The following is a 21,823-nucleotide window of genomic DNA, read 5'->3' on the forward strand; positions in this document are numbered from 1 at the left end:
GTATCGGCCGGGCTAAACGGCCACCGCCAGTTCGCTCCGGCTGGCGCGCAGGATGCGTGTTTGGACGATGTCCAATTGAAGATTGTCGTCTTCGGGAGATCCCTTGACGGCTACTCCGTAGATGTCTCGTGCACGCTGCACGCTGATCCACCCTTCTGCAAGATCGTGCAGCACGCGCGCGGGATCGCGTTCCCGTGGAGAACCATATCCACCGCCGCCTGCGGAGTGAGAGACCATGTGCTCACCCGGCTGCAGAGTGACCCCGTAGCAGGGGGGAAGATCGACGACCGAACCATCGGCCTTGCGCATTGCCGCTCTGGACAGACCGCCGGGGCCACCGCCGCGAGCGCCTGCGGCAGGCGTGATGGTACCATCTGCGGTATAGAGGACCGTCAAGGAGTTTCCGCCCCACGGGCCGTACTCACTGTAGACCGACGGCGCGCCGCGAAACGTGCCCGCTCCCTCGCTGTCGTCGAGAATATGGCGATCGTAGACGATGATTGGATGGTGGAGCTCATCGACTTCGACACTGTCGATATGGCACATGCCCGCGTTGCCGGCATGGATCATGGTCAGAAAGCCGTCGGTGACCGGCGTGCCGGCGCCACCGCTAATGCCGATGTGGACTTGATTGATGAAGGGCTCGTCATTGTTGTAGGGATCGCGCCCGGAGATGACACCCATTCCTGGTGGTTGGATTGGACCGGTCGCGGCTTGCCCAAAGCCAGCCGAAAGCTCGGCTATTGCGCGCTGTACCGGATTGGTGACATGGTCGGCGAGATTGGTGGTCGCCACCGAGCAAGAGGCCGGATGCCTCGGTATGCCGACGCAACAATTTTCGCGAACCCGAATGTCAATTCGTCGAAAGCTGCCCGCATTGGCGGTAACGCGGTGATCGAGGATGCCGTTGAAAATCCCGATCATCGCTGCGCTTTTGGCGGTTGCCTCAGTAAGATTGAGGCCACAGGGCTGGCAATCGGGATTATCGCGCAGATCGACAATGATCCTGGCCTCGTGCGTATCAACTTCAACGTCCACCTTGACGGGAATGCCCTCCGGGATACCGGGGAACGGGTCGTGAGCAGACACCAAAACGACATGTCCTGAAGACAATCTCCTGATTGCCTCAATCATCTTTTGTTCGGAATAGTCGAACCAGCGGTCGGCATAGCCTTCAAGCATATGCCAGCCGATCTCGCGGCCGAGGTTGAGCAGTTCGCGTTCGCCGATGCGGACGGATCCAAGGCTCGCAAGAAAATCGCCCCACCATTGGTCCGGAACCCGGATGCGGGCCTGACACATGCGCACGATGTCGTCGTTGGTCTTGTAGTCTTCCTGTATCTTCGTCGCAGAAAAAATCAGGGCACCCTCTTCATACAGATCCTTCACGTCCGCCAGATAGCTGGAAGGGCGGGAATTACCGCAGTCCGCCTGATGTGCTTTGGCCAGCACGAAGAAGCGCAGGATGCCTTCGTCGTCGATGACCGGGACGATCATGCAGTGGTCGGCCGCGTGGGAGTTTCCCTCGTATGGACTGTTGTGAAGGAAACAGTCGCCGCGCTTGAGCATCGGATGGTGTTTGAGGACCGCCCGGCACATCAAATCAGGGCCGATGAGCGTGTGGTTCGGCAGACTTTCCGCAGCCGCCAGAAGCTTGCAGTCAGCAGTCAGAACAACACATGAGAAATCATGGGCCGTGTTGAGGATACCGGAGCGGGCGGTTCGGAAAAGCGTGTTTTGCATCTTGCGTGCGATGGTCTCCATACGGCTGGAAATCATCGCCATCTGAACGCCGTCAGGCGCCTTTTTCAAAACTTGCTCAGACATGGGTAAGCGCCTCCTTAGAATGTCACACGCAGGCCACCGCTGGCCGTGCGTTCTGCGACTGTGCCCGGATCGACCACGACGGTGGTGAACGACGATTCGATGATGGCCGGGCCGGCAACCGGTTCGCCCGGCTGCATGGCTTCGTAGCGATGAACCGAGACGTCGCTCCAGCCGAGTTCGGTGAAGTAAACCGGCCGCTTTGCGCGACCACCGGCAAAATCACCCTCGGGAGGGAGCGTGCCGGTGGCCCGATCAGTCAGTCTGCATCTGACCTTGGCGCGCCAGGTCACGAATTCGACATTGGAATTGCGGTCGCTGATCTCGAAAATACGCTGGTGGGTGTCATGGAACGCATCCGTGACCTGCTTCAAATCGCCTTCGCTCTTCACCTGATCAAGCGGGAGAGGAACGTCGATTTCCCAGATCTGATGCGGATACCGCGCCTCTACGGAATACTCGATGTGGCAGTCGAGTGCCCCGGCGCCGGGCCCTTCCGCGAACTCAAGGCATCGCTTCCGTAGCTCTGCCAGAACCTCGTTGATCTTGTCAGCCGCAAATCTGTCGCTGGTTGTAAACTGCAGTTGCGCATAGTCCGACGAAAGCTCCGACATCAGGGCCCCGGCCGCGCTCATTACGGCACCTGCTTCGGGAATGAGGACACCAGCGCATTGAAGGCGCCTGGCAACTGCGACTGCATTAAGTCCTGCGGCGCCGCCGCCGCCGATCATGACGGCCGAGCGGGGATCAATGCCCTGATTGACCGTGATCTCCTCGATCGCTCCGACCATCTTTTCGGTTGAAAGCCTCAACACAGCGGCAGCGGCTTCCTCAACTTTGATGCCGAGCGGTTCGGCGACTTTCAATTGCAATTGCCGGGTCGCCCCCTCCCGGTCGAGGACCATGGCGCCGCCCAGGAAGAAGTCCGGATCGATATAACCCAGGATCAAGGCGCAGTCCGTGACGGTGGGCTCGGTTCCTCCGCGGCCGTAAGCGACGGGCCCCGGCGTCGAGCCCGCGCTCTGCGGACCGACCTGCAGAATTCCGCCATTGTCGACCCATGCGATCGAGCCGCCTCCGGCGCCGATACTCTTGATATCGACAGATGGAAAGCCGGTCATATGGCCACGTGTGCGCTGGCCAATCCATGTTTCGCGGCTCCAGGGGATGCGCCCGTCACGCACCAGGCTGACATCAAAGGTGGTCCCACCCGTGTCCGCGACAATCGCGATGGCATTGCCAAAATCGCGCTCTGCGTAGTAGCGGCCGGCGACGGGCGCCATCGCCGGTCCCGAATTGATCGAGTGGATCGGAGCCCGTGCAACTGCCGTCGCATCCATGATGCCGCCACTTGAGGTAATCATCAGTGTTCGACCGTTGAAACCGGCGTCTTGCAACCTGTTGGTCAAGCCATCGAGATACTTAAACATCAGCGGTTTCAGCGAGGCGTCAATGACGGTCGCGGAAGCTCGACGATACTCGCGCAGGGTTGGATTCAACTGATGCGAGAGCGTGTATGGAACATCCGGTAGATGCTCCTTAAGCAGTTCTGCGATACGCCGCTCATGAACCGGGTTGACAACCGACCACAGAAGGCAAACGCCAACGGCTTCGATTTTCAGCGCCTGCAGTTTTTTGATTGTCGCGATGAAGTCGGTTTCGTGTAGTCCCTCGACGATCTTGCCGCGAGCATCGACGCGTTCATCCACTTCGAACGTATACCGCCGAGGCACATAGGGTTCAGGGTAGGCGACCGTAAAGTTGAAAGGCTCAATGCGCCCGCCCTCGCGCATGACCAGGATGTCACGATGACCTTTGGTCGTGATGAAGGCTGTTTTCGCCGTCTTGCCGGTGATGATCGCGTTGATAGCCCGGGTGGTGCCGTGGACGAACATGGCGCCACGGCTCAGGAAATCTCCGAGTCTCATTCTGTAGTGCCTGGCAGCGAGATCCAAGGCATCGAGCACGCCGCGCACTGGGTCATCAGGCGTCGTCGATGCTTTGAACAGCCTTATCTCGTTGCCATCTTCAACGACAAGGTCGGTGAAAGTACCGCCGGTGTCGCACGCCATCCTGATATGATTTGCGCTTGGTTTGATCTGGGTGGCGTGGGTATTCATAAGGCAAGCCTCTTTCGTGCCAGCGCGGATGTATCCGGCCGGATATTCTGGGGTTGTTGGCAGAAGGGCGCTGTTTGGCGCTACTGTTCTAAGTGTCGTTTCCGGACATGCGTGGCGGCATCTTCCTGTGGCTTCGCACATGTGTCTCGAATGACGAGTTCGGGCAGAAAAATCGCGTCGGAGCCGGCGTTGGCCGGCTCCGCATTCGGTTTGAGAACACGCTCGACGGCAGCGCTGGCCATCGCCTCGATAGGCTGACGTATGGTCGTCAGTGCAGGAAATGACAGCTGGCTGATCCAGGCATCGTCCACGCCAATAATCGACATGTCCTTTGGAACGGCAATGCCGGCGGAACGGAAAGTCGCCAGCAGGCCCAACGCGATCATGTCGTTGAACGCGATAATGGCCGTGGGCCTGGGCGACAGCGCCGCCACATCGGAAGCGGCATCACGACCGACCTCGACCATCTGAGCGTCTGCGATATCAAGTGCGCTCTGGTGACGCTCGAGCACGACAGCCTGACTGTCGTCGAGTTCGTGATCCTTCATTGCTTTCTTGAAACCGGACAACCTCATCACCCGGCTGTGGGTGATGAGGGGATCGGTCACATAGGCTATCCGCCGATGACCGAGAGCAAACAGATGCTCCACAGCCATCCCGATTGCCGCCTCATGATCGAGATTGACCGTATCGAGCCGAGCAAGCTTCAAATCGAGCCTGTTGGCGTCCACGGCAACGATCGAAAGATCGCTCCACGCCGAGTAGTAACCGCGCCTGGTGTTCAGGGGTGCAATGGTGATGAGGTCGGCAACGCCGATGGCAGCCAGATTGTCCAAAAACTCTTTCTCGAGCTTCGGATCGCGCATGGTGTTGCACAGATGAACCCTGTAACCCGCCTTCACCGCAGCCTGTTCTATCGAGAACACCATTTGGCCATTGAACGGGTTGACAATGCTGGGCACGACCAGGGCGATTACCCGGGCCTTGCCAGTCTTTAGTTGGCGCGCTGCCTGGTTTGGTCGGAAGTCAAGCTCGGCAATTGCCGTCGCAATCCGCGTCCGGGTCTCCGTCCCGAGCCGATGGAATCGATTGTTCATGTAATTCGAGACGCTGCTCACCGATACGCTCGCCGCTTTCGCAACGTCCTGAATGGTGGCGCGGTCCGCAGCATCTGTGGGCGATCCACTCTTCGGCGGCATGACGTTCAAATCTCCCAAGGTCCCAGAGACCCTCATTCTACGACTCCCGAAGGAGAACGAAACCTCGATGGTCGCGAGTCCGGCCCCGCAGCTGTGCGATCGAGAAAGTCGGTAAAACGGTACACTAAAAATCGTCTGTGTCAATCGAGGGTCGATCTGAGGCTATCGGAGGTAATGCCGCTGGTATTATGGGGTTTGCAGGAATCACCTGACTCTGATGGGAGGCAAACTCCTCAAGTGGCAGTTGACAGATGAAAAAAATCTAGTGTATCGTTTTACCTACTGTAAGCAAGCCGAAGAGCTTCGCAGCAGGCTGAACGGCGCCGAACATGTTTGGCAAAGGGCAACGCGACGCCTGAAACTTGCACGATCGTTTTTTGCGATGCCGCCGCTAGTCCGACGGGTACCGGGGCGAAGTCGGCAATGACAAACTTTCAATCATCAAAAACCGACGGAGACGGAACATGAAAAAGATTTTGCTAGCTGCCGCTTGTCTAACGTTACTCGGTGTCCCTGCTCACGCCGAAACGATCGGCTTCAGCATGCAGCGGTTCGACGACAATTTTCTTGCGATTCTTCGCAGCGGCCTGGAGGCACACGCCAAAGACCTTGGGAATGTGACGTTGTTGATCGAGGATGCGCAGGGCGACATCGCCCGGCAGCAAAGCCAGATCGAAAACTTTATTGCCGCCAAGGTCGATGGGATGATCGTGATCCCGGTAGAGGCCGATGCCGGCGTCGCGATGTCCAAGACGGCCGACAAAGCCGGAATCCCTCTGGTCTTCGCCAACAATCAGCCTTCCAACGTCGATCAGTTGCCGGAGAAGCAGGCGTTCGTCGGCTCGGACCAGATCCAGGCAGGCAGCCTGGAGGCGCGCGAGGTCTGTCGTTTGCTGGATGGCAAGGGCAAGGCCGTGATTCTGATGGGTGAACTCGGAGCGCTGGTTGCGCGTGGCCGCACCGAGGCGGTGCACGAGGTCTTCAAGTCCGACGAATGCAAGGGCATCGAAATCGTCGAAGAGCAGACGGCGACCTGGTCTCGCACGCAGGCGCTCGACCTGACCACAAACTGGATGTCAGCTGGTCTCAACTTCAACGCTGTCATTGCTAACAACGACGAGATGGCACTGGGTGCGCTTCAGGCCATCAAGGCAAGCGGGGGATCAACCGGCGATTATGTCGTTGCCGGCATCGATGCAACGCAGGACGCCCTGACAGCCATGAAATCAGGCGACCTCAAGGTGACCGTTTTCCAGGACGCCATCAGCCAAGGAAAAGGCGCGCTCGACACAGTTCTGAAGCTGGCGCGAGGCGAGAAGACCGACAAGAAGGTCTTCACCACGCTCGAACTCGTCACCAAGGACAACATGGACAAATACCTGAAAAGGAATTGATCGCCAGCATCGCGCGCCGGTCGACGATCGGCGCGCGAACTGTTCCGTTCGATCTGGATTTGGGACGACTTCGATGCAGACCACAGTCGCCGCTACCTCAACCCCACCTTGTCTTGAGGACAAGCGTCAGCCCTGCCTGCTGAGCGTGACCGGGATCAGCAAGTCGTTTCCGGGCGTAGTGGCTCTCGACGACGTGAGCTTTCAACTCAGACGGGGTACCGTCCATGCACTGATGGGTGAGAACGGCGCGGGCAAATCCAGCCTGATGAAGATCCTGGCAGGGATATATCAACCCGATGCGGGAGAGATCCTCCTCGATGGCGTTTCCGCTCAGTTCAAAACGCCTCTCGATGCGCTGGCGCAGGGTGTCGGCATGATCCATCAGGAGTTGAACCTGATGCCCTCGATGACGGTCGCGGAGAACATCTGGATAGGCCGAGAGCCGCGCAACCGATTTGGGATCATCGACCATCGGCGCATGAATCGCCTATCTTATGATCTTCTGGCGGAGTTGAAAATCAACCTGAATCCAGAGGCGGAAGTTCGCCATCTGTCGATTGCCAACAGGCAGATGGTGGAAATCGCGAAAGCGGTTTCCTATCGCTCGCGCGTCCTCATCATGGACGAGCCCACCTCGGCACTGACAGAGCGCGAGTCGGCCCACCTCTTCGAGATAATAGGCGACCTGAGAAACCAGGGCATCGGCATCGTCTATATCTCACACAAGATGCACGAGATCTTCGAAATATCAGACGAGATCTCCGTTTTTCGTGACGGCAAATATATCGGCACCCACGCGGCGGCGGCCACCTGCAGGGATGAGATCATCCACATGATGGTTGGCAGAGACATCTCAACACTGTTTCCGAAGAAGAATGTTCCGACCGATGATGTTTTACTTTCGGTTCGGGACCTCACTTTGCGCGGCGTCTTCTCGGGGGTCTCTTTCGATCTGCGGGCGGGCGAGATACTGGGCCTCGCCGGCTTGATCGGGTCGGGGCGGTCCAACGTTGCCGAGACGATCTTCGGGGTGACGCCCGCCACCAGCGGCGAGACACGGATAAGGGGGCAACGCGTCGATTTGAAATCGCCACGCGATGCGATCGCCAATGGAATGGCCTTCCTGACAGAAGACAGAAAACAAAGCGGCTGTTTTCTCGTCCTCGACATTCTCGAGAACATGCAGATTGCGGCTCTTCAAAGCCAATTCGTCAAAGCCGGTTTCGTCCAAGCCAAGGTGATTGCCGCGGCATGCAACGAGATGAGCAAGGCGTTGCGCGTCAAGAGCTCCGGAATCCACACCACGGTCGAAAACCTATCGGGCGGCAATCAGCAGAAGGTGCTGATCGGACGCTGGCTTTTGACCAAACCGGGCATCCTAATCCTGGACGAGCCGACACGCGGCATTGACGTTGCTGCCAAAGCTGAGATTCACGCCCTTGTCTCATCACTCGCCAGCGCGGGCGCGGGCGTCATTCTGATCTCCTCGGAGATGCCGGAGATCCTTGGAATGAGCGATCGGGTCATGGTGATGCATGAAGGAAAGATCACCGGCGTTCTGGACCGAGATGAGGCGACGCAGGTCAAAATAATGGAACTCGCTTCGAAATAAGCGAGGAATAGAGGAACTGCACGATGGGAAAAGACACAACAGCCGCCGCCATTCCTGATTACCGTGGCAGCTTTGACGGTTGGCGAAAACCTCAGGAGCTCAATATCTTCCTGGTCCTGGTGGGGATCGTTCTTCTCTGCGAGGTGTGCGGCTGGCTTTTGATCGGGCAGAGTTTCGTCTGGAATCCGCAACGCCTCACGATCACCATCCTCCAGGTGTCCGTGGTGGGGATCATCGCAATCGGCGTGACGCAGGTCATCATTACCGGCGGCATCGACCTTTCTTCGGGGTCCGTCGTGGCGGCAAGTGCGATGATGGCGGCTGGGTTTGCGCAATCCGCGGAATGGTCGAAAGCTCTCTATCCATCACTGACCGGTTTGCCGGCGATCGTCCCGATCGCCGTTGGTGTCTTGATCGGTTTGATTGCAGGCATAACCAACGGCGTTTTTGTTGCCTATGCCCGCATCCCGCCGTTCATCGCAACGCTCGGAATGATGGTTTCGGCTCGGGGTATTTCGAAATGGTATACAAAGGGCCAGCCCATTTCGGGGCTGACCGATCAATTCACCGCCATCGGCTCGGCTGCCTGGCCGGTGTTTGTCTTCATAGTCGTCGCAACAATTTTCCATGTTGCGCTTCGCTACACCCGGTACGGCAAGTACACCTATGCGATCGGCGCGAACGTCCAGGCAGCGCGGGTCTCCGGCATAGATGTCGAAAGGCATCTGGTTAAGGTCTACGCGATCGCCGGAATGCTTGCCGGGCTCGCCGGCATCGTCACCGCAGCGCGCGCGCAGACGGCTCAATCCGGCATGGGATACATGTATGAGCTCGATGCGATTGCCGCAGCCGTGATCGGCGGAACGTCGCTTGCCGGCGGGGTCGGCCGGATAGGGGGCACCGTAATCGGCGTGGTGATCCTGGGCGTGATGTCGTCAGGATTCACGTTTTTGCGGGTCGACGCCTACTATCAGGAAATCGTCAAGGGCCTGATCATCGTCACGGCCGTGACCATTGATGTCTACCGGAATCGGCAGAAGCGCTCCTAGATCGAGCTCGCGGTCGAAGGGCGTCTATTTCCAAAAAGGTACAATAAAAAGCCGTTCAGATGAAACCCACCAAGGCAAGGAGGTTCCGCAAGCACAAAAGGACTTTAGGTCAATTCTCAAAAATTCCATCGATGGAGATCGAAAATGCAAATCAAAGCGCTACACAGTTTGGAACTGCAGCATTTTGACGTCGGCTCATTAGTCGAATGCATATCTCAAAGGTGGCGATATTTGGCCAGGGTTCACGACTTTGCTCGTCGCCTCGTCGACAAGCATGGGGCGAGCCGTGCGTCGGATCTTACAAAACGGGCCGCTGCCAGAGCATCGGGGAGGCGCGGGGCGACCCTGAGGGCAGTTGCCGAGTCAGTGAACGATCTGATGCGGTTGGACATTTTCTACCATTGACTGGACGATTCGAGCCCACGGCAAGAACTGCCCACAGTCGCTCACCATAACGATCAACTCAGCTGATCGGGTGCAGTTCGATAGCCAACCAAACCGCGTCGGCGTCGGCGAAATAGCGATGCCACGGATATTGCCACTGGTTCGTTCCGCTGACCCGGCAAAACGCCTCATAGGCAAAGCCCGGCACCATGGGGACATCTCAATAAAGCGTTGCCTGGTCTTTCTCCCGGAATTTCTGCATGCGGCCGGTTCCCAATATCTGCGTGTGGACCTCGAGGAAGGGAGGGTTGTGGTGAATGAACCAGTCGGTTCCAGCGGGTGACCACCAGAGGTTAGTTTGAGCACGAAGCGCTGCAATTGCCGTTCCACGGCGATCTCACCGGAAAAGAACAGCGGGTCGAGCTCGACTTCGCCGACCGTGTGCTGCGGTGAGATGAAGAGCGGAATCTGGCGCGGGAAAGACCGGATGCGGTTGCCGAGCCAGTCCCAGCCGCGGAACATGACACCACTCAGGTCGACTGTCTTGCAAATTTTCGATCCGGCCGCTCTGTTCGATCATCGCCTTCGACAGCATGGCCGAGCGCCACGGCGCAATTGAAGTCTTGATCGCATCATCGAGGGCCAGCCGGGTGCTCGACAGGTTGACGACTATGCCGCTTTCGATGTGCAGGCCGGAGCCATTTTCAAAGAAATCGGCGGCGACAAAATCGTCCGTGAAATTCAGAGGTCGATGCTGCAGCAGGCCGCTACCCCGATGAATACTCATTCGATTCCCACATCTCTCGGGACCATGGGGCGATGCCGTCCTGCGATGGCAGTCGTGAAAAAGGCGCAACGACTGACGGTCAACAGGACAGAAAGAGGGGGCATCCGCAATTTCGCAGGCGCGCTTCGATCAGCGCGATCTGACGCAATACTCGCGTCGCCGGCCGGTATTGCACCATCCGCGACACCGGCTGAGTCGTCGATCCAACAGCGGACAGAGGGTCTGGCGTCGAAATTCAAGCGGCCGATCCGATTTCGTTGCGGAAACCGGGCACCGTCGCCGAACGCGGGTCAGCATGCACCGACAGCATCTTACGCACTGGGCGCTTCAGATTGCGTCACATTAGAAATCATTGAGAAATTGCGAGTTGTCTGTCGGCGAAGTCATATCGCAGGGCATTCAGCCGATCCGGGCCGACCTACCAGAGGAATGGTCGTGCACATGGAAGGCAAATCACAAAAGAGCGGAGCAAATGCATGCCTGCGCGTGAAGACGTGCCACGGCAGACCGCTGGCGAGGGGAGTTCTGCAGGCATGAAGCTTACTGGCGGCCAGGTCATCGCGACTGCGTTGAAGAAGTACGGCATAAAATATGTGGCAGCCATCCCCGCGCACGGATGCTGGGCGATGCTCGAGGCCTCTTGCATAAGGGCAGCGAAATCCCGGTTATCCAGGTGATGCACGAGCAATGCGCGGTGCATATGGCCGATGGTTACTGGCGCGCCTCGGACAAGCCGATGGCGGCGATGACTTCGATTGGCCCCGGCGCCGCCAACACCATCATCGGCCTCGCAACGGCCTACGCCGACTCGACGGCGGTCCCGCTCTTCACAGGCGGGCCGGCGACGCATATGCGAGGCCACGGGGTCATGCAGGAGCTCGATCGTCACCGCACCAATTTTTTCCCGCAGATCGCCAGCGGCGCCGTCAAACGATCTTTCGAGGCTGGTCGCGTTGATGAGTTGCCCTTTATAATGCATCGAGCCTTCAACGCCATGCTCAGCGGTCATCCGGGTCCGGTGCATGTCCAAGTGCCGATGGATATCCAGTCGGAAGCAGCCGAGGTGGACATCCACGACGTTGATCTCAGGATGGCGATGGGCCGCGCCCGACCTGACCAGCGGGCAGTCGAGGCTGCCGCCACGGCGTTGCTTTCGGCCGAGCGTCCGGTGATCGTGGTTGGCGGCGGCGCCATCACGGCGGAAGCAGCACCGGAAGTGAGGAAGCTGGCCGAAAAGACCGGCGCCGTGGTTGTCACGACCTGGAACGGCAAGAGTGCCTTCCCGGAAGGTCATGTCCTTTACGCAGGAGCAGTAGGCCAGACGGGAACTTCGGCCGGCAACAATATCGCTGCCGGGGCGGACCTCATTGTTTCCGTCGGCTGCCGCTTCACCGATCGGCGTCCAGTTGGCGCAAAGGCGTCAGTTTCTCTATCCCGCCGGCGAAGCTTGTCCATATCGACATCGACCATCAGGAGATTGGCAAGAACTGCCCGACGGCGGTCGGACTTGTTGCCGACGCCAAGATGGCGCTCGCCGATATCATCGATGCCATTTCGTCCGAGCAGTCAAACAAGGCACTTGCCCGGCGGGAAGCATTCCACAACGCGGTCGCTCGTGAGAAGACTGATTGGGAAACGCAGCTCGCCGCACGTCGCGACAGCAACCAGTTCCCTTTCACGATGCAGCGTCCGCTGAAGGAACTTCGCGAAATCATGGGTCGCGAGGACATTCTTCTCGTCGGCTCAGGCAACACGCAAGGCGTCGTGAAACAGAGCTATCCGGTTTACGAGCCACGCACGCACATCACCTCCGGCAGCTACTCCTCGATGGGTTGGGCGCTGCCGGCTGCCCTCGGCGCCAAGCTCGCCTGCCCGGACCGAAAGGTCTGCGTCATCCTCGGTGACGGCGACTTCATGATGTCGATGCAAGAGATGGCGGTGGCAGCGATGCACAACATCCCGATCATCGTCGTCGTGCAAAACAATTCCGGCTACATGGCGATCCGCAGCGGACAGCGAAAGATCCTCGGCCGCCATGCCGCCAGCGAATTCAATATGGGCAATGGCGGCGCCTACTCGCCGCAATTCGCTGAAATTGCCAAGAGCTTCGGCATCGACTCCTGGCGCGTCGAGAGCGCCGACAAGCTGAAACCGGCCCTGGGCTGCATTTTCGGAACTGACCCTACAGGACGCCCCGCAACGTCAACGCGCCTTGGTAGGCCGGCAGGAGCTGCTTACTGACAAGATGGCCGGGTGGTCTTCGGCTAGCCGGTCCAACAGCTTACGCGAAGCTGCGATTACACGGCGGGTTTCGTCGATGGTCTGCCGAAGGTCTTCGATGTCTGCGCGCGCGCGGCGCTCATTCAATCGAGCAGCTACTATTTCAGACTTGTCCCAGGCCGAAAGCATTTTGAAGACGTCTAGCGCTCCCGCAGCTCAAACTTGAGCATTGCCTCTGCGAACCTGTGGCCGCTTTCGTCGCGTACCTTCATCACAAACTCTCGATAGAGACCATCCGGCAGCTTATCTTTGGTGATTTCGACCAAGGCTCTTACCGCCTCTTGGTTTGCAGCTTCGAGGTTGGGCAGATATGTGCCTTCCAGGTCTGGGAAGACTTGGCCGGTGTCGGTGAAGAAGAAAAAGCGAGGCATTCCTACAAACACACCATGGCGGGAATGGTTCACGCTTGCCTAGCAATTGGTTGGTCAGCAGGCCTTTGTCGCTCTAAATCACGCCGACCGATAACAACCGTGGACTGACCTCCAATGTCCGCGACATTTGGTTAAAAACGTACGCGCCAAGACTCATCGCCGCGATCGGCTTAGAATTACTTCCGAAAGGAGCGCTCTTATGCTGCCATTGCCCCACGCCGTCGATCCGAAGGTAGTTGCTGAGGTCAATAGTCTGCTAGACGATCACGCGGGGGCGGTGCCAGTGCCCGTTCACAAACTGGCGGCGGTTGTCCGGCTGCGCCTCAAAAGCCATCTTTCCATCGCGACTATCGAGGAGCTGATCGTGGACGAAGCCGAGTGTCGCCACCTGCCCATGCTGTTCGAACTGCCGGGAACGGAAGCGGCTGTAGTTTCATCTGCTCTGAGTCGCGCGACTTGAAGGTTTAGGGGCTCGGGCATTCGGCTCTGGCAGGAGAGCCCACCGCGCGTCCGCCCCAATGGTGACAGCCTATGACCAGCAGCAGCTCAACTAGTGGTACGGCCTATCCTGGCGACCTGATTCTGTTGAAGCAGGTCTTTGATCGTGTATGCGCCGAGCAAGACATTCCAGTAGGAAGCGAGCAGGCGGAGCGCCTGAGCGTGAGCGCAATGGCACTTTTCTCGGACGGCGAGTTCGACGAGGCCGTTCTCTACGAACACCTTCGGTTTGTTGCCCGCTCCCTGCCGAGAAGGGACCGAGCATGACCCACCATGATTCGGATGGTCGGCGGCTTCGTGCCGCCCTACTTACCCCCATGGCAACCCATTGGTTCGTCCCTCCGGTGTTCGTGAAGACTGAAACCGGCGACAGGCGTGGCTGCAACAATGCCAAGGCAGCCCTTGAGCAGCTCAAGAGGTGGACCCGGAGAGGACCTCGCTGGCAAAAGGCGGTGACCCTCTGCCTGTCAGATCTGGAGGGCGATCCGATTGACCCTCAGGTGGTACGAAAGGCCTTCGAGGCTGCCGCTAAGGAAGCCAAGATGTGTCTTTCCCCGTAGGAGGGGCTGAAATTTCTCCCAATATTCAGTCCTTTATTTCGTATGATTCGAAGATTGATTTTTCCGTGGAGTGACCCATAAGATGGCCGCTTGGGTTCTCGCCGAGGTGGGAGGCCTCGTATGAAGTTTTTGACGAAACCGCCGACCCGACATAATGACTGCACATGAGCTTGTTGAACAGCTGATCCTACAGGCCCGTCGCGGCCAAATCATCTCCATAAAAGACACTATTGCAGCGGTGCGCCGAGACGGGCCACATCTGGCGGAAACTGACTGCGAGTTGGTGGAGCTTATTGTCAATGTTGCCCCAGCCTTTGGCCTGTTTGTCGGGTTCGATCTTCGTGAATAGCCGCATGGCAAGCCATTGGTTGTCCCCTCCAGTCTACGGCAGGACCGACAGCACCCAGGTTGGGACGAAAGGCGAATCGGGGCGCGCTCTATAGGTCGAGAGGGGTACGGGGGTTTTCGCGCGAGCCAATTACCCGATCATCCGATCAGAAACTCCAGCTAAAAAATGCTGACTGTTGCGGCCTAGCACCGTGCCAATTTGTACGACTCGTACATGGCCTTGATGTCGCTCAGGCAGGGAGTAAAGTCCACTTCGGCGTGTGCCTGGGGAGGGCTGGATGAGCGTCGCGCAAAGGGTAGGTCCGCTTTTAGGGCAAGCAATCAACGTACTCCTCAACAGGGCGGACCGTGGCGACACGGTCTCGATCAAAGTGGCGCTACGCGAAGCGCGGGAGGCTGCGCCTTATTTGGTGGCCTCCGACGAAGAATTAACCGAGGCGATAGTCGAGGCAGCAACGGCCATGGGCCTCTACGTGGCTTTCGACGGTCGCGAGTAGCTGTCAGCCAAACTTCAGTCACTGTGGCATGGCGACGGAGGCGCGCCGCCCTGCGCCAATTCCAACGGTCAGAGGTAATCCGCAATTACCTTCGCAACCTGCTGAATCTGCCTGTACAACGGGAACTGCCGGCTGAGCAAAGGTATTTGCTGGAGGAACTTGATAAGGTCGACAAAGAGTGACCGCATGGCTCGCCACTGGTTCAACCCTCCGGTCCCGGTCAAGACCGAGCGTCCCGGGATCATCCGCAACGTCAACAACGCCGAGACGGCCGGCGAGGAGCTGATGAAGTGGACCAAGCGTGGCCCTTGGTGGCACCTCGCGGTGCGCGTTTGTATGGCCGTGATATTCGACGAGATGGAACCTGAGGAGGCTCGTAAGGCATTCCTGGCTGCTGCAAAAGAGGAGGGGACGTTACGGTCCTCAGATTAGAGCTGGTGATTGAAAGTTTATCAAAACTCGCGATCGGAAGCTGGTTACTGAGGGAGTCCCCTCCAATTTCCACCCAATGGCAACCCATTGGTTCTCCCCTCCGGTGTACGTCACCGACCGACGTGGGGCCACCTACGCGTGCAACAATGTCGAGGATGCCGCCGAGGAACTTATGAAGTGGACCAGGATGGGACCTAAGTGGAGGAAGGCTGTGCAACTATGCATAGAAGCCCTCCAGGACCGTGTGATTCCGGAAGAGGTCCGTCAGGCTTTCGAGGCTGCTGCCAAGGAGGAGGGGGTGTTACGCTCCTCTGGTTAGGTCTCCTGTGTCCCTGTGCCCCTCGGCTACACCCTGAGGAGAAGTTCAGGGGAGCCTTGGGGATACCGGCCTAATCGTCACTCCATCTCGGGCACGTCGTTCCGAACCAAAGAGCGTCGTCGGCTCGCCGTATTCGTCCAGCGCCGGATTAGCATCACGCGACCACGCAATGACATCGGCATGTTTCGTCGCCAGAGCTTTGGCGGTCCTTATCGCTCGGTCTTCGGTCTGCTGCTCGGCTGGCCCATAGGCTGCCTGGAAGTCGCCGCTCTCATCGCGGGTCGAAGGCGGTGACGACAATCAGCTAGGGGGCCTTCTGCTGAAGAAGGAAGCTGTCTGACATGTTGGTGCCTTTCGGATTGGTGAAGCCTAGGCAGAGGGCATGAAAGTGACAGGCGAAACAAGCGCCGACTCGACATAGAGTAAATGCGGGATCATCGTCCTCACGCACCAACTAGGTGGGGAGAAAAAAGCGTTGCTGCCTCAGCCAACGATCTGCTGATCGCATTCGGGTGAATGAGGGTGCTACACCTGAAGGGAATCGGCCGCACACACGCGTGTCGCAGGCGATGACCAGCACAGTCGGCCTTGGAGTAATCTAGCGTCAAATAATCATTGTTTGCAATTGCGCAGGCCGAATTTTCCAAATAGGAACGCCGGAGATCAACAAGGGAACGATTTTGATGGATGAAGCAATTGGGCAGCGAAGGGCTGATCTGCTAGGGATGACAGCAGATATCGTCGCAGCCTATGTCCAGAGCAACGCAACGCCCGTGGCGGATCTGCCGAATTTGATCGCCAGTGTTAATTCTGCGTTGTCTGGCCTGGCTGAGCCGGTCGCTGCAGCATCGCCAATACTGACGCCCGCGGTAAATCCTAAGAAGTCGATCTTTCCCGATCACATTATAAGCCTTGAGAACGGGCGCAAGTTCAAGTCGATGAAGCGCCACCTGGGCTTGCTTGGCATGACACCTGATGAGTACAGAGCCAAGTGGGGTTTGGCGTGGGACTATCCTATGGTAGCGCCCAGCTATGCGGCTCAGCGGTCTGCGCTTGCCAAAGCTGCCGGTCTCGGCCGCAAGGCGGTTGACAAAACGCCGCCAAAGAAAGCACCAGCAAAGCGCAAGGCCAAAGCCTGACAGTGCACGAATTCGGGCCATGCCATTAGGTCTAGATGGTCTAGGTGGCCTGGCTGAGAATGAGCTGCCTGGCTTCGCGGTTCAGTAAGCGCCGCTCACGCCACAACACAAGCTTCTGCACGGCTTGCGTCTTCACGTCCTCGTATCCTGACGGGGCAGGGGAGGTCGATCAATGTGCGATCGACAAGTCGAGCCGATACATCGTCGCCCTCGACAGACAATCAAATCATATCGACAAAATCGCACTACATCGATACGTCACACTCTGCTCGATGCCACTAAGCAACAAAGCCGCTGAATCCAGCAGCGCTCCGTGCTTCAAGGGCATGCCCATACGGGTGCTGGGCAAGCCTAAATTTCTTCCCCGAGCAGTATCCTGGCCTCCTTGGCCGCAGCGATGAACGCCTGGCGCGCTATCCTTGGTGGTTTTTCTCCACGGATTACGGCAAGGCATGCTTCGATTGCGGCGAGCCGCGACTTGCCCGCCGGCCTCGGCCAATCCCTCAATAGAACTTCGGCCGCGTCGGATACTGATGCAACAACTCTGTCGCGATCGATCCGGCCGGGTTGAACGACGACGGGCTTTCTGAAACGTCTCGTACGCACGACAGCCTCCAAGAACAAGATATGTTAGCTTCCGGTGATCCTTTGCGCCACATCAAACTTCGGCAAGTAGTCGACCGTGAACAATCCGCGCTCTAGCGGCGACCGGCTTGGGCCGGAGTTGAAGCAGAGCGATCAAGAGCGACAAAGACCCTTCAGCCACCTGAGCATCGCGCGCCACCGCGTTGCGTCTTCTCTCAGCTTCGATAGTTGGGGTCTTCGCGCCGAGAAGCCGCGACGCCCGCCCGGCGTTGCGTATAAGATGACCGGGCAGGCGAAAAACCTGCATGTGGTTCTCCTATGATTTGAGCTTCGCAACCCGAGTTGCGGAGAACCCCTCCTCAACTGCAAGAATCTCATATCTGTCTGAGCTCGGTCACTCTGGCACGATGATCACGGAGGGCAATGCCGCGACGCAACTACGCCGGTGGAGATTCCTTCGGAGCCGAAACCTTTCAACAAAACCGGCTCCACAAACGGGTTCGGCGCCTACGTGGCTTTCATGCCCAAGACAAGGATCGGCATCCTGATGTTGGCGAATGGCGCTCCACAACCATGCAGGAGACGCCCTGATGGCTCAGAAGCGATGCGGCGGTCAGGCTGTTTAAGCGCCCACCAACGATAACAATTGGGGTTGTGCTTTCCACGGGGATATTCCGTTGACTGGATCAATCCGATATTTTGTTTGGCCAAAATACACGCAGACCCTGCTCATCGACATGACACGGTGGATCTCGATCCGTTATTCGGGGTCGCGGTCGAGATGGTGGACCTTGGTCGGCTCCCCCCTGGTGAGGCGGTCGTCGCTTGCATGTCGGCCCAATAGGAAATGTCGTGAACCACGTTTCGCGGAAGCGCGCCTCACGATCCAGCCGTTGTGCTCCAGTGACTGGAACACCGGAAGCATACTCTGCGGTTGACAAAGACAGCACGCGCAAGCTGGGCGTTCGAATCGCTTCACCCGCCCAGCAGGGCACAACCCACGCCGGAAACGAACTCAAAAATGGATAGAAACTGGGCAACGTCAAGCGTCAAGCCGCACCCAGGCAGGTGACCATCACCACGAATAAGAACGCAAAACATCAGTGCAGTCATAGACGTCCCCAACTTGCCAACGACAAGATAGTCAGATGGTCGAGGTGGTAAGCTTGGCGGTGGTCAGATGGACCAAGCGCGGTCCTAAATGGAATAAAGCGGAAAGGGTGTGCATGGCGGCACTAGCCGGCGAGCTATCACCCGACGACGCCCGCATCGGTTTCAAGGCTGCCGCCATCGAGAAGAAGATGCTGGTCGCGGGTGATCCTTGACGGGACGGACGCTTGAGGCACGATCCCCACCTTAGCGCGACAATCGAAATCGTAATGCCGACGTTGAGCGACAATGAAGTACCGCACCGACTCCGTGGCTACTGGCCATCGTGGCAAGGACCACGATGCGCATGACAAGGCCCAGGGTAACCAAAGCCCCGCTCCGGCGTTGGGGCGAGGGCGGGGGACCCTTTGGCCGGAGCGGGGTTAGGCTAGGTGGTCACCCCGTGGCAAGCAAAGGCGACCGCAGTTGAGATTAGCGGATTTTGTGGCGCTTTCAATATTTCAATATCCGTGACTGAGTGCCTATCGCCTCAGCGGCGCTGGTAAGGAATCGGGCTTCTCGCAAGAGCGAGTCCCAGTTGAGGTTGCCCAATAGGTTGATGAGATCGCGCGCCTGTTCGACGGTGATCCCCGTTTCTTTGACCAGCCGCAGAATGACCAGGTCGTGCATCGGCGGTGGATTGGCGACTTCGCCGGCATCGCAGAACCTTCCAGCGGCAGCCCAAATCATCGGGACGAGGTAGAGCGTCTGCAATAATAGGCAAGAAGGACATTCTACAGGCGGACGTTTGTACCTGCTCCACTCAACCGGCTGGGTGATTAGCATGAGGCTTAGGCTGTGGTGCATGAGCACGCGGTAGCTGCGCAAGCTTCGCCGCACCGGCGCACTCGGTCGTGCGCATTGGCACGCTGGCATGTGCATCGGTGGCGGCAACCGGCAGGGTGGGTGGTTTCAGAGATTGAGTACAGAAAAGGCCAGGAATAAATCGGGAGCGACTGTTCACGCGTTGTCCTCGACACGCTTGCCCTCCGCATCCGTCCCTTTGATCTCGGTAGTCCACGCGTCGGTGGGCGCCGATTGCTGGCGGATTGCGTGTTTCAGAAATTCGCGGACACCCATTCCGCTAATTCGCGGACAGCGATTTCAGTAATTACGGGACCGTGATTCCGCTAATTCCCGGACAGTTTTCAGGGCGGATAACGGTCGGTTCTCGGGAGCGCCGTTCTGGCATTTTGCCCTCTCATCATCGGGTTGAGAGGGGCCATGCCAAGACGGAAGCAAGCGAGACGAACGACAGTGAAAGACCTACAATCAATCCTGCGCCTGACGCATGAGCAGGGTCCTGGCCCGGCTGCGCAACCGGCGCTTCTTCAGTCTCGGCGATCTCAACGCCGCGATCGCGGTGTTGCTGGAGGATCTCAACAACCGCCCCATGCGCCATGTCGGCAAAAGCCGCCGCGAACTGTTCGAGGAGATCGAGCGGTCGGCTCTGGCGCCGCTGCCGCCGGCGCCGTTCGAATATGCGGAGTGGAAATCGGCCAAGGTGCATCCCGACTACCATGTCGAGATCGACAGGACCTTCTACTCGGTGCCGCACGCGCTGATCGGGCGGCGCGTGGATGTGCGGCTCACCCACCGGGTGGTCGAGCTCTTCCATGATCACAAGCGCGTCGCCAGCCATGTCCGCCGCTCGCAGCGCTGCGGCCATGTCACCGTCAACGAGCACATGCCCAAGGCGCATCAGCGCTATGCCAACACGACGCCGGCGAACCTGATCCGGCAGGCAGCCGGGATCGGCGCCAACACCGCCATCCTGGTCGAGCGGATGATGCGCGACCGTCCCCATCCCGAGCAGGGATACCGTTCCGCGTTTGGCATCCTCTCGCTGGCCCGTCGCTACGAGCGGGATCGGCTCGAGGCGGCCTGCGAGCGGGCGCTGGCCATCAATGCGATCACCTACTCCTCCGTCAACGCCATCCTCAAATCCGGCCTCGACCGCGTGCCGCCCGCGGCCGAGCCGGTCAAGCCCACGCTATCGCACACCAACATCCGCGGCGGCTCCTATTATCAGTGAAGGAAGGAAACCAACCATGCTGACACATCCAACCCTCGACCAGATGCAGGCTCTCGGCCTTGGCGGAATGGCCGCCGCCTATCGGGACCTGGCCGACCAGAGCAACGCCGACGATCTCAGTCGCGACGAGTGGCTTGGCCTGATGCTCGATCGTGAAGCCGCCAGGCGTGCCGACAAGCGTGTGACCAACCATCTCGCCGTTGCCAGGCTGCGCTTTGTCGACGCCTGCATCGAGAACATCGACTTCGCCGCACATCGCGGGCTCGACCGGCGCAATACGCTATCGCTCGCCCATGGCGCCTGGCTGAAGGCGCATGAGAACCTCATCATCACCGGGCAGACCGGCACCGGAAAGACCTGGCTGGCCTGCGCCTTCGCACGTCAGGCCGCCCGGCTCGATCATTCCGTGCTCTACCTGCGCATGCCACGTCTGTTTGAGGATCTCGCCCTGGCGCGTCTGGACGGCCGCTTTCCCCGTCTCATCGACAAACTGGCTCGGGTGCAACTGCTCATCCTCGACGACTGGGGCACCCACAGCCTGACCGACCAGCAGCGTCTCGATCTGCTGGAAATCTTCGAGGAGCGCTATCGCCGGAAATCGACGCTGATCACCGCGCAACTGCCAATCGCCCAGTGGCATGCCATGATCGGCGAGCCGACAATCGCCGACGCCATTCTCGACCGGATCGTCCACAACGCCCATCGCGTCACCCTCGAAGGCGACAGCATGAGAAAGCAAAAACCACCGCCGCTCTTGACCGGCGCCAAAACGCTTAGCACGAATGGTTTAATCCTTCGAACTGGCCACAACCTTCGCCAATTGCCGGGCATAGTGTCGCCGGTGGCAGGGGCATGGGTTCAGCCAAGGATGAGACCAACCAACAGAACGGTAATAATAAAGGACAACACGACGGCAAGTAGCCCGCATGCTTCCAAAGTGTTGGTTTGCCAAGCTTTCGTCCGGCGCCTCCGGTTTGAATTGCCGTTTCGCGAAACAAACTTCATCGGGCACCGGATCGGACGCGGAGCCGGCTTGAACCTGGCAAAGCGCTCCTCTTCATCAGCCCGGAAGGCATCTCCGCGAAACTCCGGAGCACCGTATGCGCGGCGCCGGCCTGCCTTTCATCGACGCGGGCCATCACCAGTACGACACCTTCTGCGATCTTCGGCTTGCGCGGCTTCTGGGCGAAATTGGCGAAAGTTCCGAGAAGCACGCCGGCAAAGCCGCCCCACGCCGCACC

At 58.7% G+C, this 21,823-nt stretch carries 22 protein-coding genes and 4 pseudogenes; 16 read left to right on the top strand and 10 right to left on the bottom strand.

Features of this window, described 5'->3' with window-relative positions:
• Positions 1-12 precede the first annotated feature (12 nt).
• From NKJ15_RS16490 to NKJ15_RS16500, 3 genes are all read right to left on the bottom strand, one after another.
• Positions 13-1,827 carry a hydantoinase B/oxoprolinase family protein gene (locus NKJ15_RS16490; RefSeq protein ID WP_352542296.1) on the bottom strand — a complete coding sequence of 605 codons (1,815 nt, stop codon included), beginning with the start codon at positions 1,825-1,827 and terminating at the stop codon, positions 13-15.
• 14 nt (positions 1,828-1,841) lie between these two features.
• Positions 1,842-3,944 (bottom strand): hydantoinase/oxoprolinase family protein, encoded by a 2,103-nt coding sequence (locus NKJ15_RS16495; RefSeq protein WP_352816257.1) that lies wholly within the window; start codon positions 3,942-3,944, stop codon positions 1,842-1,844.
• Between the two features lie 80 nt (positions 3,945-4,024).
• Positions 4,025-5,143 (bottom strand): LacI family DNA-binding transcriptional regulator, encoded by a 1,119-nt coding sequence (locus tag NKJ15_RS16500; protein ID WP_352816259.1) that lies wholly within the window; start codon positions 5,141-5,143, stop codon positions 4,025-4,027.
• A gap of 464 nt (positions 5,144-5,607) precedes the next feature.
• Here NKJ15_RS16500 and NKJ15_RS16505 point away from each other — a divergent pair, with 464 nt between their 5' ends.
• The 3 genes from NKJ15_RS16505 to NKJ15_RS16515 all read left to right on the top strand — a co-directional run bounded on the left by NKJ15_RS16505 (position 5,608) and on the right by NKJ15_RS16515 (position 9,198).
• On the top strand, positions 5,608-6,537 hold the full coding sequence (locus NKJ15_RS16505) for a sugar ABC transporter substrate-binding protein (protein ID WP_352816261.1): 930 nt from the start codon (positions 5,608-5,610) through the stop codon (positions 6,535-6,537).
• Positions 6,538-6,610: 73 nt separating this feature from the next.
• Positions 6,611-8,149 carry a sugar ABC transporter ATP-binding protein gene (locus NKJ15_RS16510; protein ID WP_352816263.1) on the top strand — a complete coding sequence of 513 codons (1,539 nt, stop codon included), beginning with the start codon at positions 6,611-6,613 and terminating at the stop codon, positions 8,147-8,149.
• Between the two features lie 23 nt (positions 8,150-8,172).
• Positions 8,173-9,198, top strand: a complete 1,026-nt coding sequence (locus NKJ15_RS16515; RefSeq protein WP_352542291.1) for an ABC transporter permease — start codon at positions 8,173-8,175, stop codon at positions 9,196-9,198.
• Between the two features lie 463 nt (positions 9,199-9,661).
• Here NKJ15_RS16515 and NKJ15_RS16520 read toward each other — a convergent pair whose 3' ends face one another.
• Positions 9,662-9,793 carry a hypothetical protein gene (locus tag NKJ15_RS16520; RefSeq protein WP_352816265.1) on the bottom strand — a complete coding sequence of 44 codons (132 nt, stop codon included), beginning with the start codon at positions 9,791-9,793 and terminating at the stop codon, positions 9,662-9,664.
• Between the two features lie 186 nt (positions 9,794-9,979).
• Positions 9,980-10,369, bottom strand: coding sequence for a hypothetical protein (locus NKJ15_RS16525; protein ID WP_352816267.1), 390 nt, complete (start codon positions 10,367-10,369; stop codon positions 9,980-9,982).
• Positions 10,370-11,069: 700 nt separating this feature from the next.
• Between NKJ15_RS16525 and NKJ15_RS16530 the strand changes: the two are divergent.
• Both NKJ15_RS16530 and NKJ15_RS16535 read left to right on the top strand, forming a co-directional pair.
• Positions 11,070-11,729, top strand: a pseudogene (locus NKJ15_RS16530) (thiamine pyrophosphate-binding protein); the annotation flags it as partial.
• Between the two features lie 164 nt (positions 11,730-11,893).
• The gene (locus tag NKJ15_RS16535; RefSeq protein WP_352816269.1) at positions 11,894-12,610 is read left to right on the top strand and encodes a thiamine pyrophosphate-dependent enzyme; all 717 of its coding nucleotides are present in this window, start codon (positions 11,894-11,896) and stop codon (positions 12,608-12,610) included.
• 179 nt (positions 12,611-12,789) lie between these two features.
• Here NKJ15_RS16535 and NKJ15_RS16540 read toward each other — a convergent pair whose 3' ends face one another.
• A complete protein-coding gene (locus NKJ15_RS16540; protein WP_352542287.1) occupies positions 12,790-13,053 on the bottom strand; it encodes a DUF6894 family protein in 264 nt (87 codons plus the stop codon).
• 166 nt (positions 13,054-13,219) lie between these two features.
• On the opposite strand from NKJ15_RS16540, the gene NKJ15_RS16545 reads away from it, so the two are divergent.
• The 7 genes from NKJ15_RS16545 (at position 13,220) to NKJ15_RS16575 (ending at position 15,674) form a co-directional block, all read left to right on the top strand.
• Complete coding sequence (locus tag NKJ15_RS16545; RefSeq protein WP_352542286.1) at positions 13,220-13,480, top strand: hypothetical protein; 261 nt, start codon at positions 13,220-13,222, stop codon at positions 13,478-13,480.
• A gap of 71 nt (positions 13,481-13,551) precedes the next feature.
• Positions 13,552-13,785 carry a hypothetical protein gene (locus NKJ15_RS16550; RefSeq protein ID WP_352542285.1) on the top strand — a complete coding sequence of 78 codons (234 nt, stop codon included), beginning with the start codon at positions 13,552-13,554 and terminating at the stop codon, positions 13,783-13,785.
• Positions 13,786-13,835: 50 nt separating this feature from the next.
• Positions 13,836-14,078 (top strand): DUF982 domain-containing protein, encoded by a 243-nt coding sequence (locus NKJ15_RS16555; RefSeq protein WP_352816365.1) that lies wholly within the window; start codon positions 13,836-13,838, stop codon positions 14,076-14,078.
• Between the two features lie 154 nt (positions 14,079-14,232).
• Positions 14,233-14,427 carry a hypothetical protein gene (locus NKJ15_RS16560; protein ID WP_352542283.1) on the top strand — a complete coding sequence of 65 codons (195 nt, stop codon included), beginning with the start codon at positions 14,233-14,235 and terminating at the stop codon, positions 14,425-14,427.
• A 277-nt stretch (positions 14,428-14,704) separates the two neighbouring features.
• Positions 14,705-14,923 (top strand): hypothetical protein, encoded by a 219-nt coding sequence (locus tag NKJ15_RS16565; protein ID WP_352542282.1) that lies wholly within the window; start codon positions 14,705-14,707, stop codon positions 14,921-14,923.
• A gap of 186 nt (positions 14,924-15,109) precedes the next feature.
• Positions 15,110-15,355, top strand: a complete 246-nt coding sequence (locus NKJ15_RS16570) for a DUF982 domain-containing protein (protein ID WP_352542281.1) — start codon at positions 15,110-15,112, stop codon at positions 15,353-15,355.
• Positions 15,356-15,431: 76 nt separating this feature from the next.
• The gene (locus tag NKJ15_RS16575) at positions 15,432-15,674 is read left to right on the top strand and encodes a DUF982 domain-containing protein (RefSeq protein WP_352542280.1); all 243 of its coding nucleotides are present in this window, start codon (positions 15,432-15,434) and stop codon (positions 15,672-15,674) included.
• A 77-nt stretch (positions 15,675-15,751) separates the two neighbouring features.
• Here NKJ15_RS16575 and NKJ15_RS33000 read toward each other — a convergent pair.
• Positions 15,752-15,978: pseudogene (locus tag NKJ15_RS33000) on the bottom strand (hypothetical protein).
• Positions 15,979-16,357: 379 nt separating this feature from the next.
• Here NKJ15_RS33000 and NKJ15_RS16580 point away from each other — a divergent pair.
• A complete protein-coding gene (locus NKJ15_RS16580; RefSeq protein WP_352816273.1) occupies positions 16,358-16,813 on the top strand; it encodes a Ros/MucR family transcriptional regulator in 456 nt (151 codons plus the stop codon).
• Positions 16,814-17,164: 351 nt separating this feature from the next.
• Here NKJ15_RS16580 and NKJ15_RS16585 read toward each other — a convergent pair whose 3' ends face one another.
• Positions 17,165-17,419: a DUF982 domain-containing protein gene (locus NKJ15_RS16585; RefSeq protein WP_352542334.1), complete on the bottom strand. Its 255-nt coding sequence runs from the start codon at positions 17,417-17,419 to the stop codon at positions 17,165-17,167.
• 497 nt (positions 17,420-17,916) lie between these two features.
• Positions 17,917-18,063: an FAD-dependent monooxygenase gene (locus NKJ15_RS16590; RefSeq protein ID WP_352542278.1), complete on the bottom strand. Its 147-nt coding sequence runs from the start codon at positions 18,061-18,063 to the stop codon at positions 17,917-17,919.
• Positions 18,064-18,546: 483 nt separating this feature from the next.
• Here NKJ15_RS16590 and NKJ15_RS16595 point away from each other — a divergent pair, with 483 nt between their 5' ends.
• Positions 18,547-18,723, top strand: a complete 177-nt coding sequence (locus tag NKJ15_RS16595; RefSeq protein WP_352542277.1) for a DUF982 domain-containing protein — start codon at positions 18,547-18,549, stop codon at positions 18,721-18,723.
• A 277-nt stretch (positions 18,724-19,000) separates the two neighbouring features.
• Here NKJ15_RS16595 and NKJ15_RS16600 read toward each other — a convergent pair whose 3' ends face one another.
• A complete protein-coding gene (locus tag NKJ15_RS16600; RefSeq protein WP_352816276.1) occupies positions 19,001-19,375 on the bottom strand; it encodes a hypothetical protein in 375 nt (124 codons plus the stop codon).
• Between the two features lie 472 nt (positions 19,376-19,847).
• Between NKJ15_RS16600 and NKJ15_RS16605 the strand changes: the two are divergent.
• Both NKJ15_RS16605 and istB read left to right on the top strand, forming a co-directional pair.
• Positions 19,848-20,582: pseudogene (locus tag NKJ15_RS16605) on the top strand (Mu transposase domain-containing protein); the annotation flags it as partial.
• A gap of 16 nt (positions 20,583-20,598) precedes the next feature.
• Positions 20,599-21,327, top strand: a pseudogene (gene istB / locus NKJ15_RS16610) (IS21-like element helper ATPase IstB); the annotation flags it as partial.
• Between the last annotated feature and the right edge of the window lie 496 nt (positions 21,328-21,823).

The organism is Mesorhizobium sp. M0207 (assembly GCF_040321995.1).
GTDB lineage: Bacteria > Pseudomonadota > Alphaproteobacteria > Rhizobiales > Rhizobiaceae > Mesorhizobium.

What these genes read in the sequence shown, in the direction of transcription:
- NKJ15_RS16490 (WP_352542296.1), bottom strand. Translation starts at nt 1,827, where the DNA reads ATGTCTGAGCAAGTTTTGAAAAAGGCGCCTGACGGCGTTCAGATGGCG.
- NKJ15_RS16495 (WP_352816257.1), bottom strand. Translation starts at nt 3,944, where the DNA reads ATGAATACCCACGCCACCCAGATCAAACCAAGCGCAAATCATATCAGG.
- NKJ15_RS16500 (WP_352816259.1), bottom strand. Translation starts at nt 5,143, where the DNA reads ATGCCGCCGAAGAGTGGATCGCCCACAGATGCTGCGGACCGCGCCACC.
- NKJ15_RS16505 (WP_352816261.1), top strand. Translation starts at nt 5,608, where the DNA reads ATGAAAAAGATTTTGCTAGCTGCCGCTTGTCTAACGTTACTCGGTGTC.
- NKJ15_RS16510 (WP_352816263.1), top strand. Translation starts at nt 6,611, where the DNA reads ATGCAGACCACAGTCGCCGCTACCTCAACCCCACCTTGTCTTGAGGAC.
- NKJ15_RS16515 (WP_352542291.1), top strand. Translation starts at nt 8,173, where the DNA reads ATGGGAAAAGACACAACAGCCGCCGCCATTCCTGATTACCGTGGCAGC.
- NKJ15_RS16520 (WP_352816265.1), bottom strand. Translation starts at nt 9,793, where the DNA reads ATGGTGCCGGGCTTTGCCTATGAGGCGTTTTGCCGGGTCAGCGGAACG.
- NKJ15_RS16525 (WP_352816267.1), bottom strand. Translation starts at nt 10,369, where the DNA reads ATGAGTATTCATCGGGGTAGCGGCCTGCTGCAGCATCGACCTCTGAAT.
- NKJ15_RS16535 (WP_352816269.1), top strand. Translation starts at nt 11,894, where the DNA reads ATGGCGCTCGCCGATATCATCGATGCCATTTCGTCCGAGCAGTCAAAC.
- NKJ15_RS16545 (WP_352542286.1), top strand. Translation starts at nt 13,220, where the DNA reads ATGCTGCCATTGCCCCACGCCGTCGATCCGAAGGTAGTTGCTGAGGTC.
- NKJ15_RS16550 (WP_352542285.1), top strand. Translation starts at nt 13,552, where the DNA reads ATGACCAGCAGCAGCTCAACTAGTGGTACGGCCTATCCTGGCGACCTG.
- NKJ15_RS16555 (WP_352816365.1), top strand. Translation starts at nt 13,836, where the DNA reads ATGGCAACCCATTGGTTCGTCCCTCCGGTGTTCGTGAAGACTGAAACC.
- NKJ15_RS16560 (WP_352542283.1), top strand. Translation starts at nt 14,233, where the DNA reads ATGACTGCACATGAGCTTGTTGAACAGCTGATCCTACAGGCCCGTCGC.
- NKJ15_RS16565 (WP_352542282.1), top strand. Translation starts at nt 14,705, where the DNA reads ATGAGCGTCGCGCAAAGGGTAGGTCCGCTTTTAGGGCAAGCAATCAAC.
- NKJ15_RS16570 (WP_352542281.1), top strand. Translation starts at nt 15,110, where the DNA reads ATGGCTCGCCACTGGTTCAACCCTCCGGTCCCGGTCAAGACCGAGCGT.
- NKJ15_RS16575 (WP_352542280.1), top strand. Translation starts at nt 15,432, where the DNA reads ATGGCAACCCATTGGTTCTCCCCTCCGGTGTACGTCACCGACCGACGT.
- NKJ15_RS16580 (WP_352816273.1), top strand. Translation starts at nt 16,358, where the DNA reads ATGGATGAAGCAATTGGGCAGCGAAGGGCTGATCTGCTAGGGATGACA.
- NKJ15_RS16595 (WP_352542277.1), top strand. Translation starts at nt 18,547, where the DNA reads ATGGTCGAGGTGGTAAGCTTGGCGGTGGTCAGATGGACCAAGCGCGGT.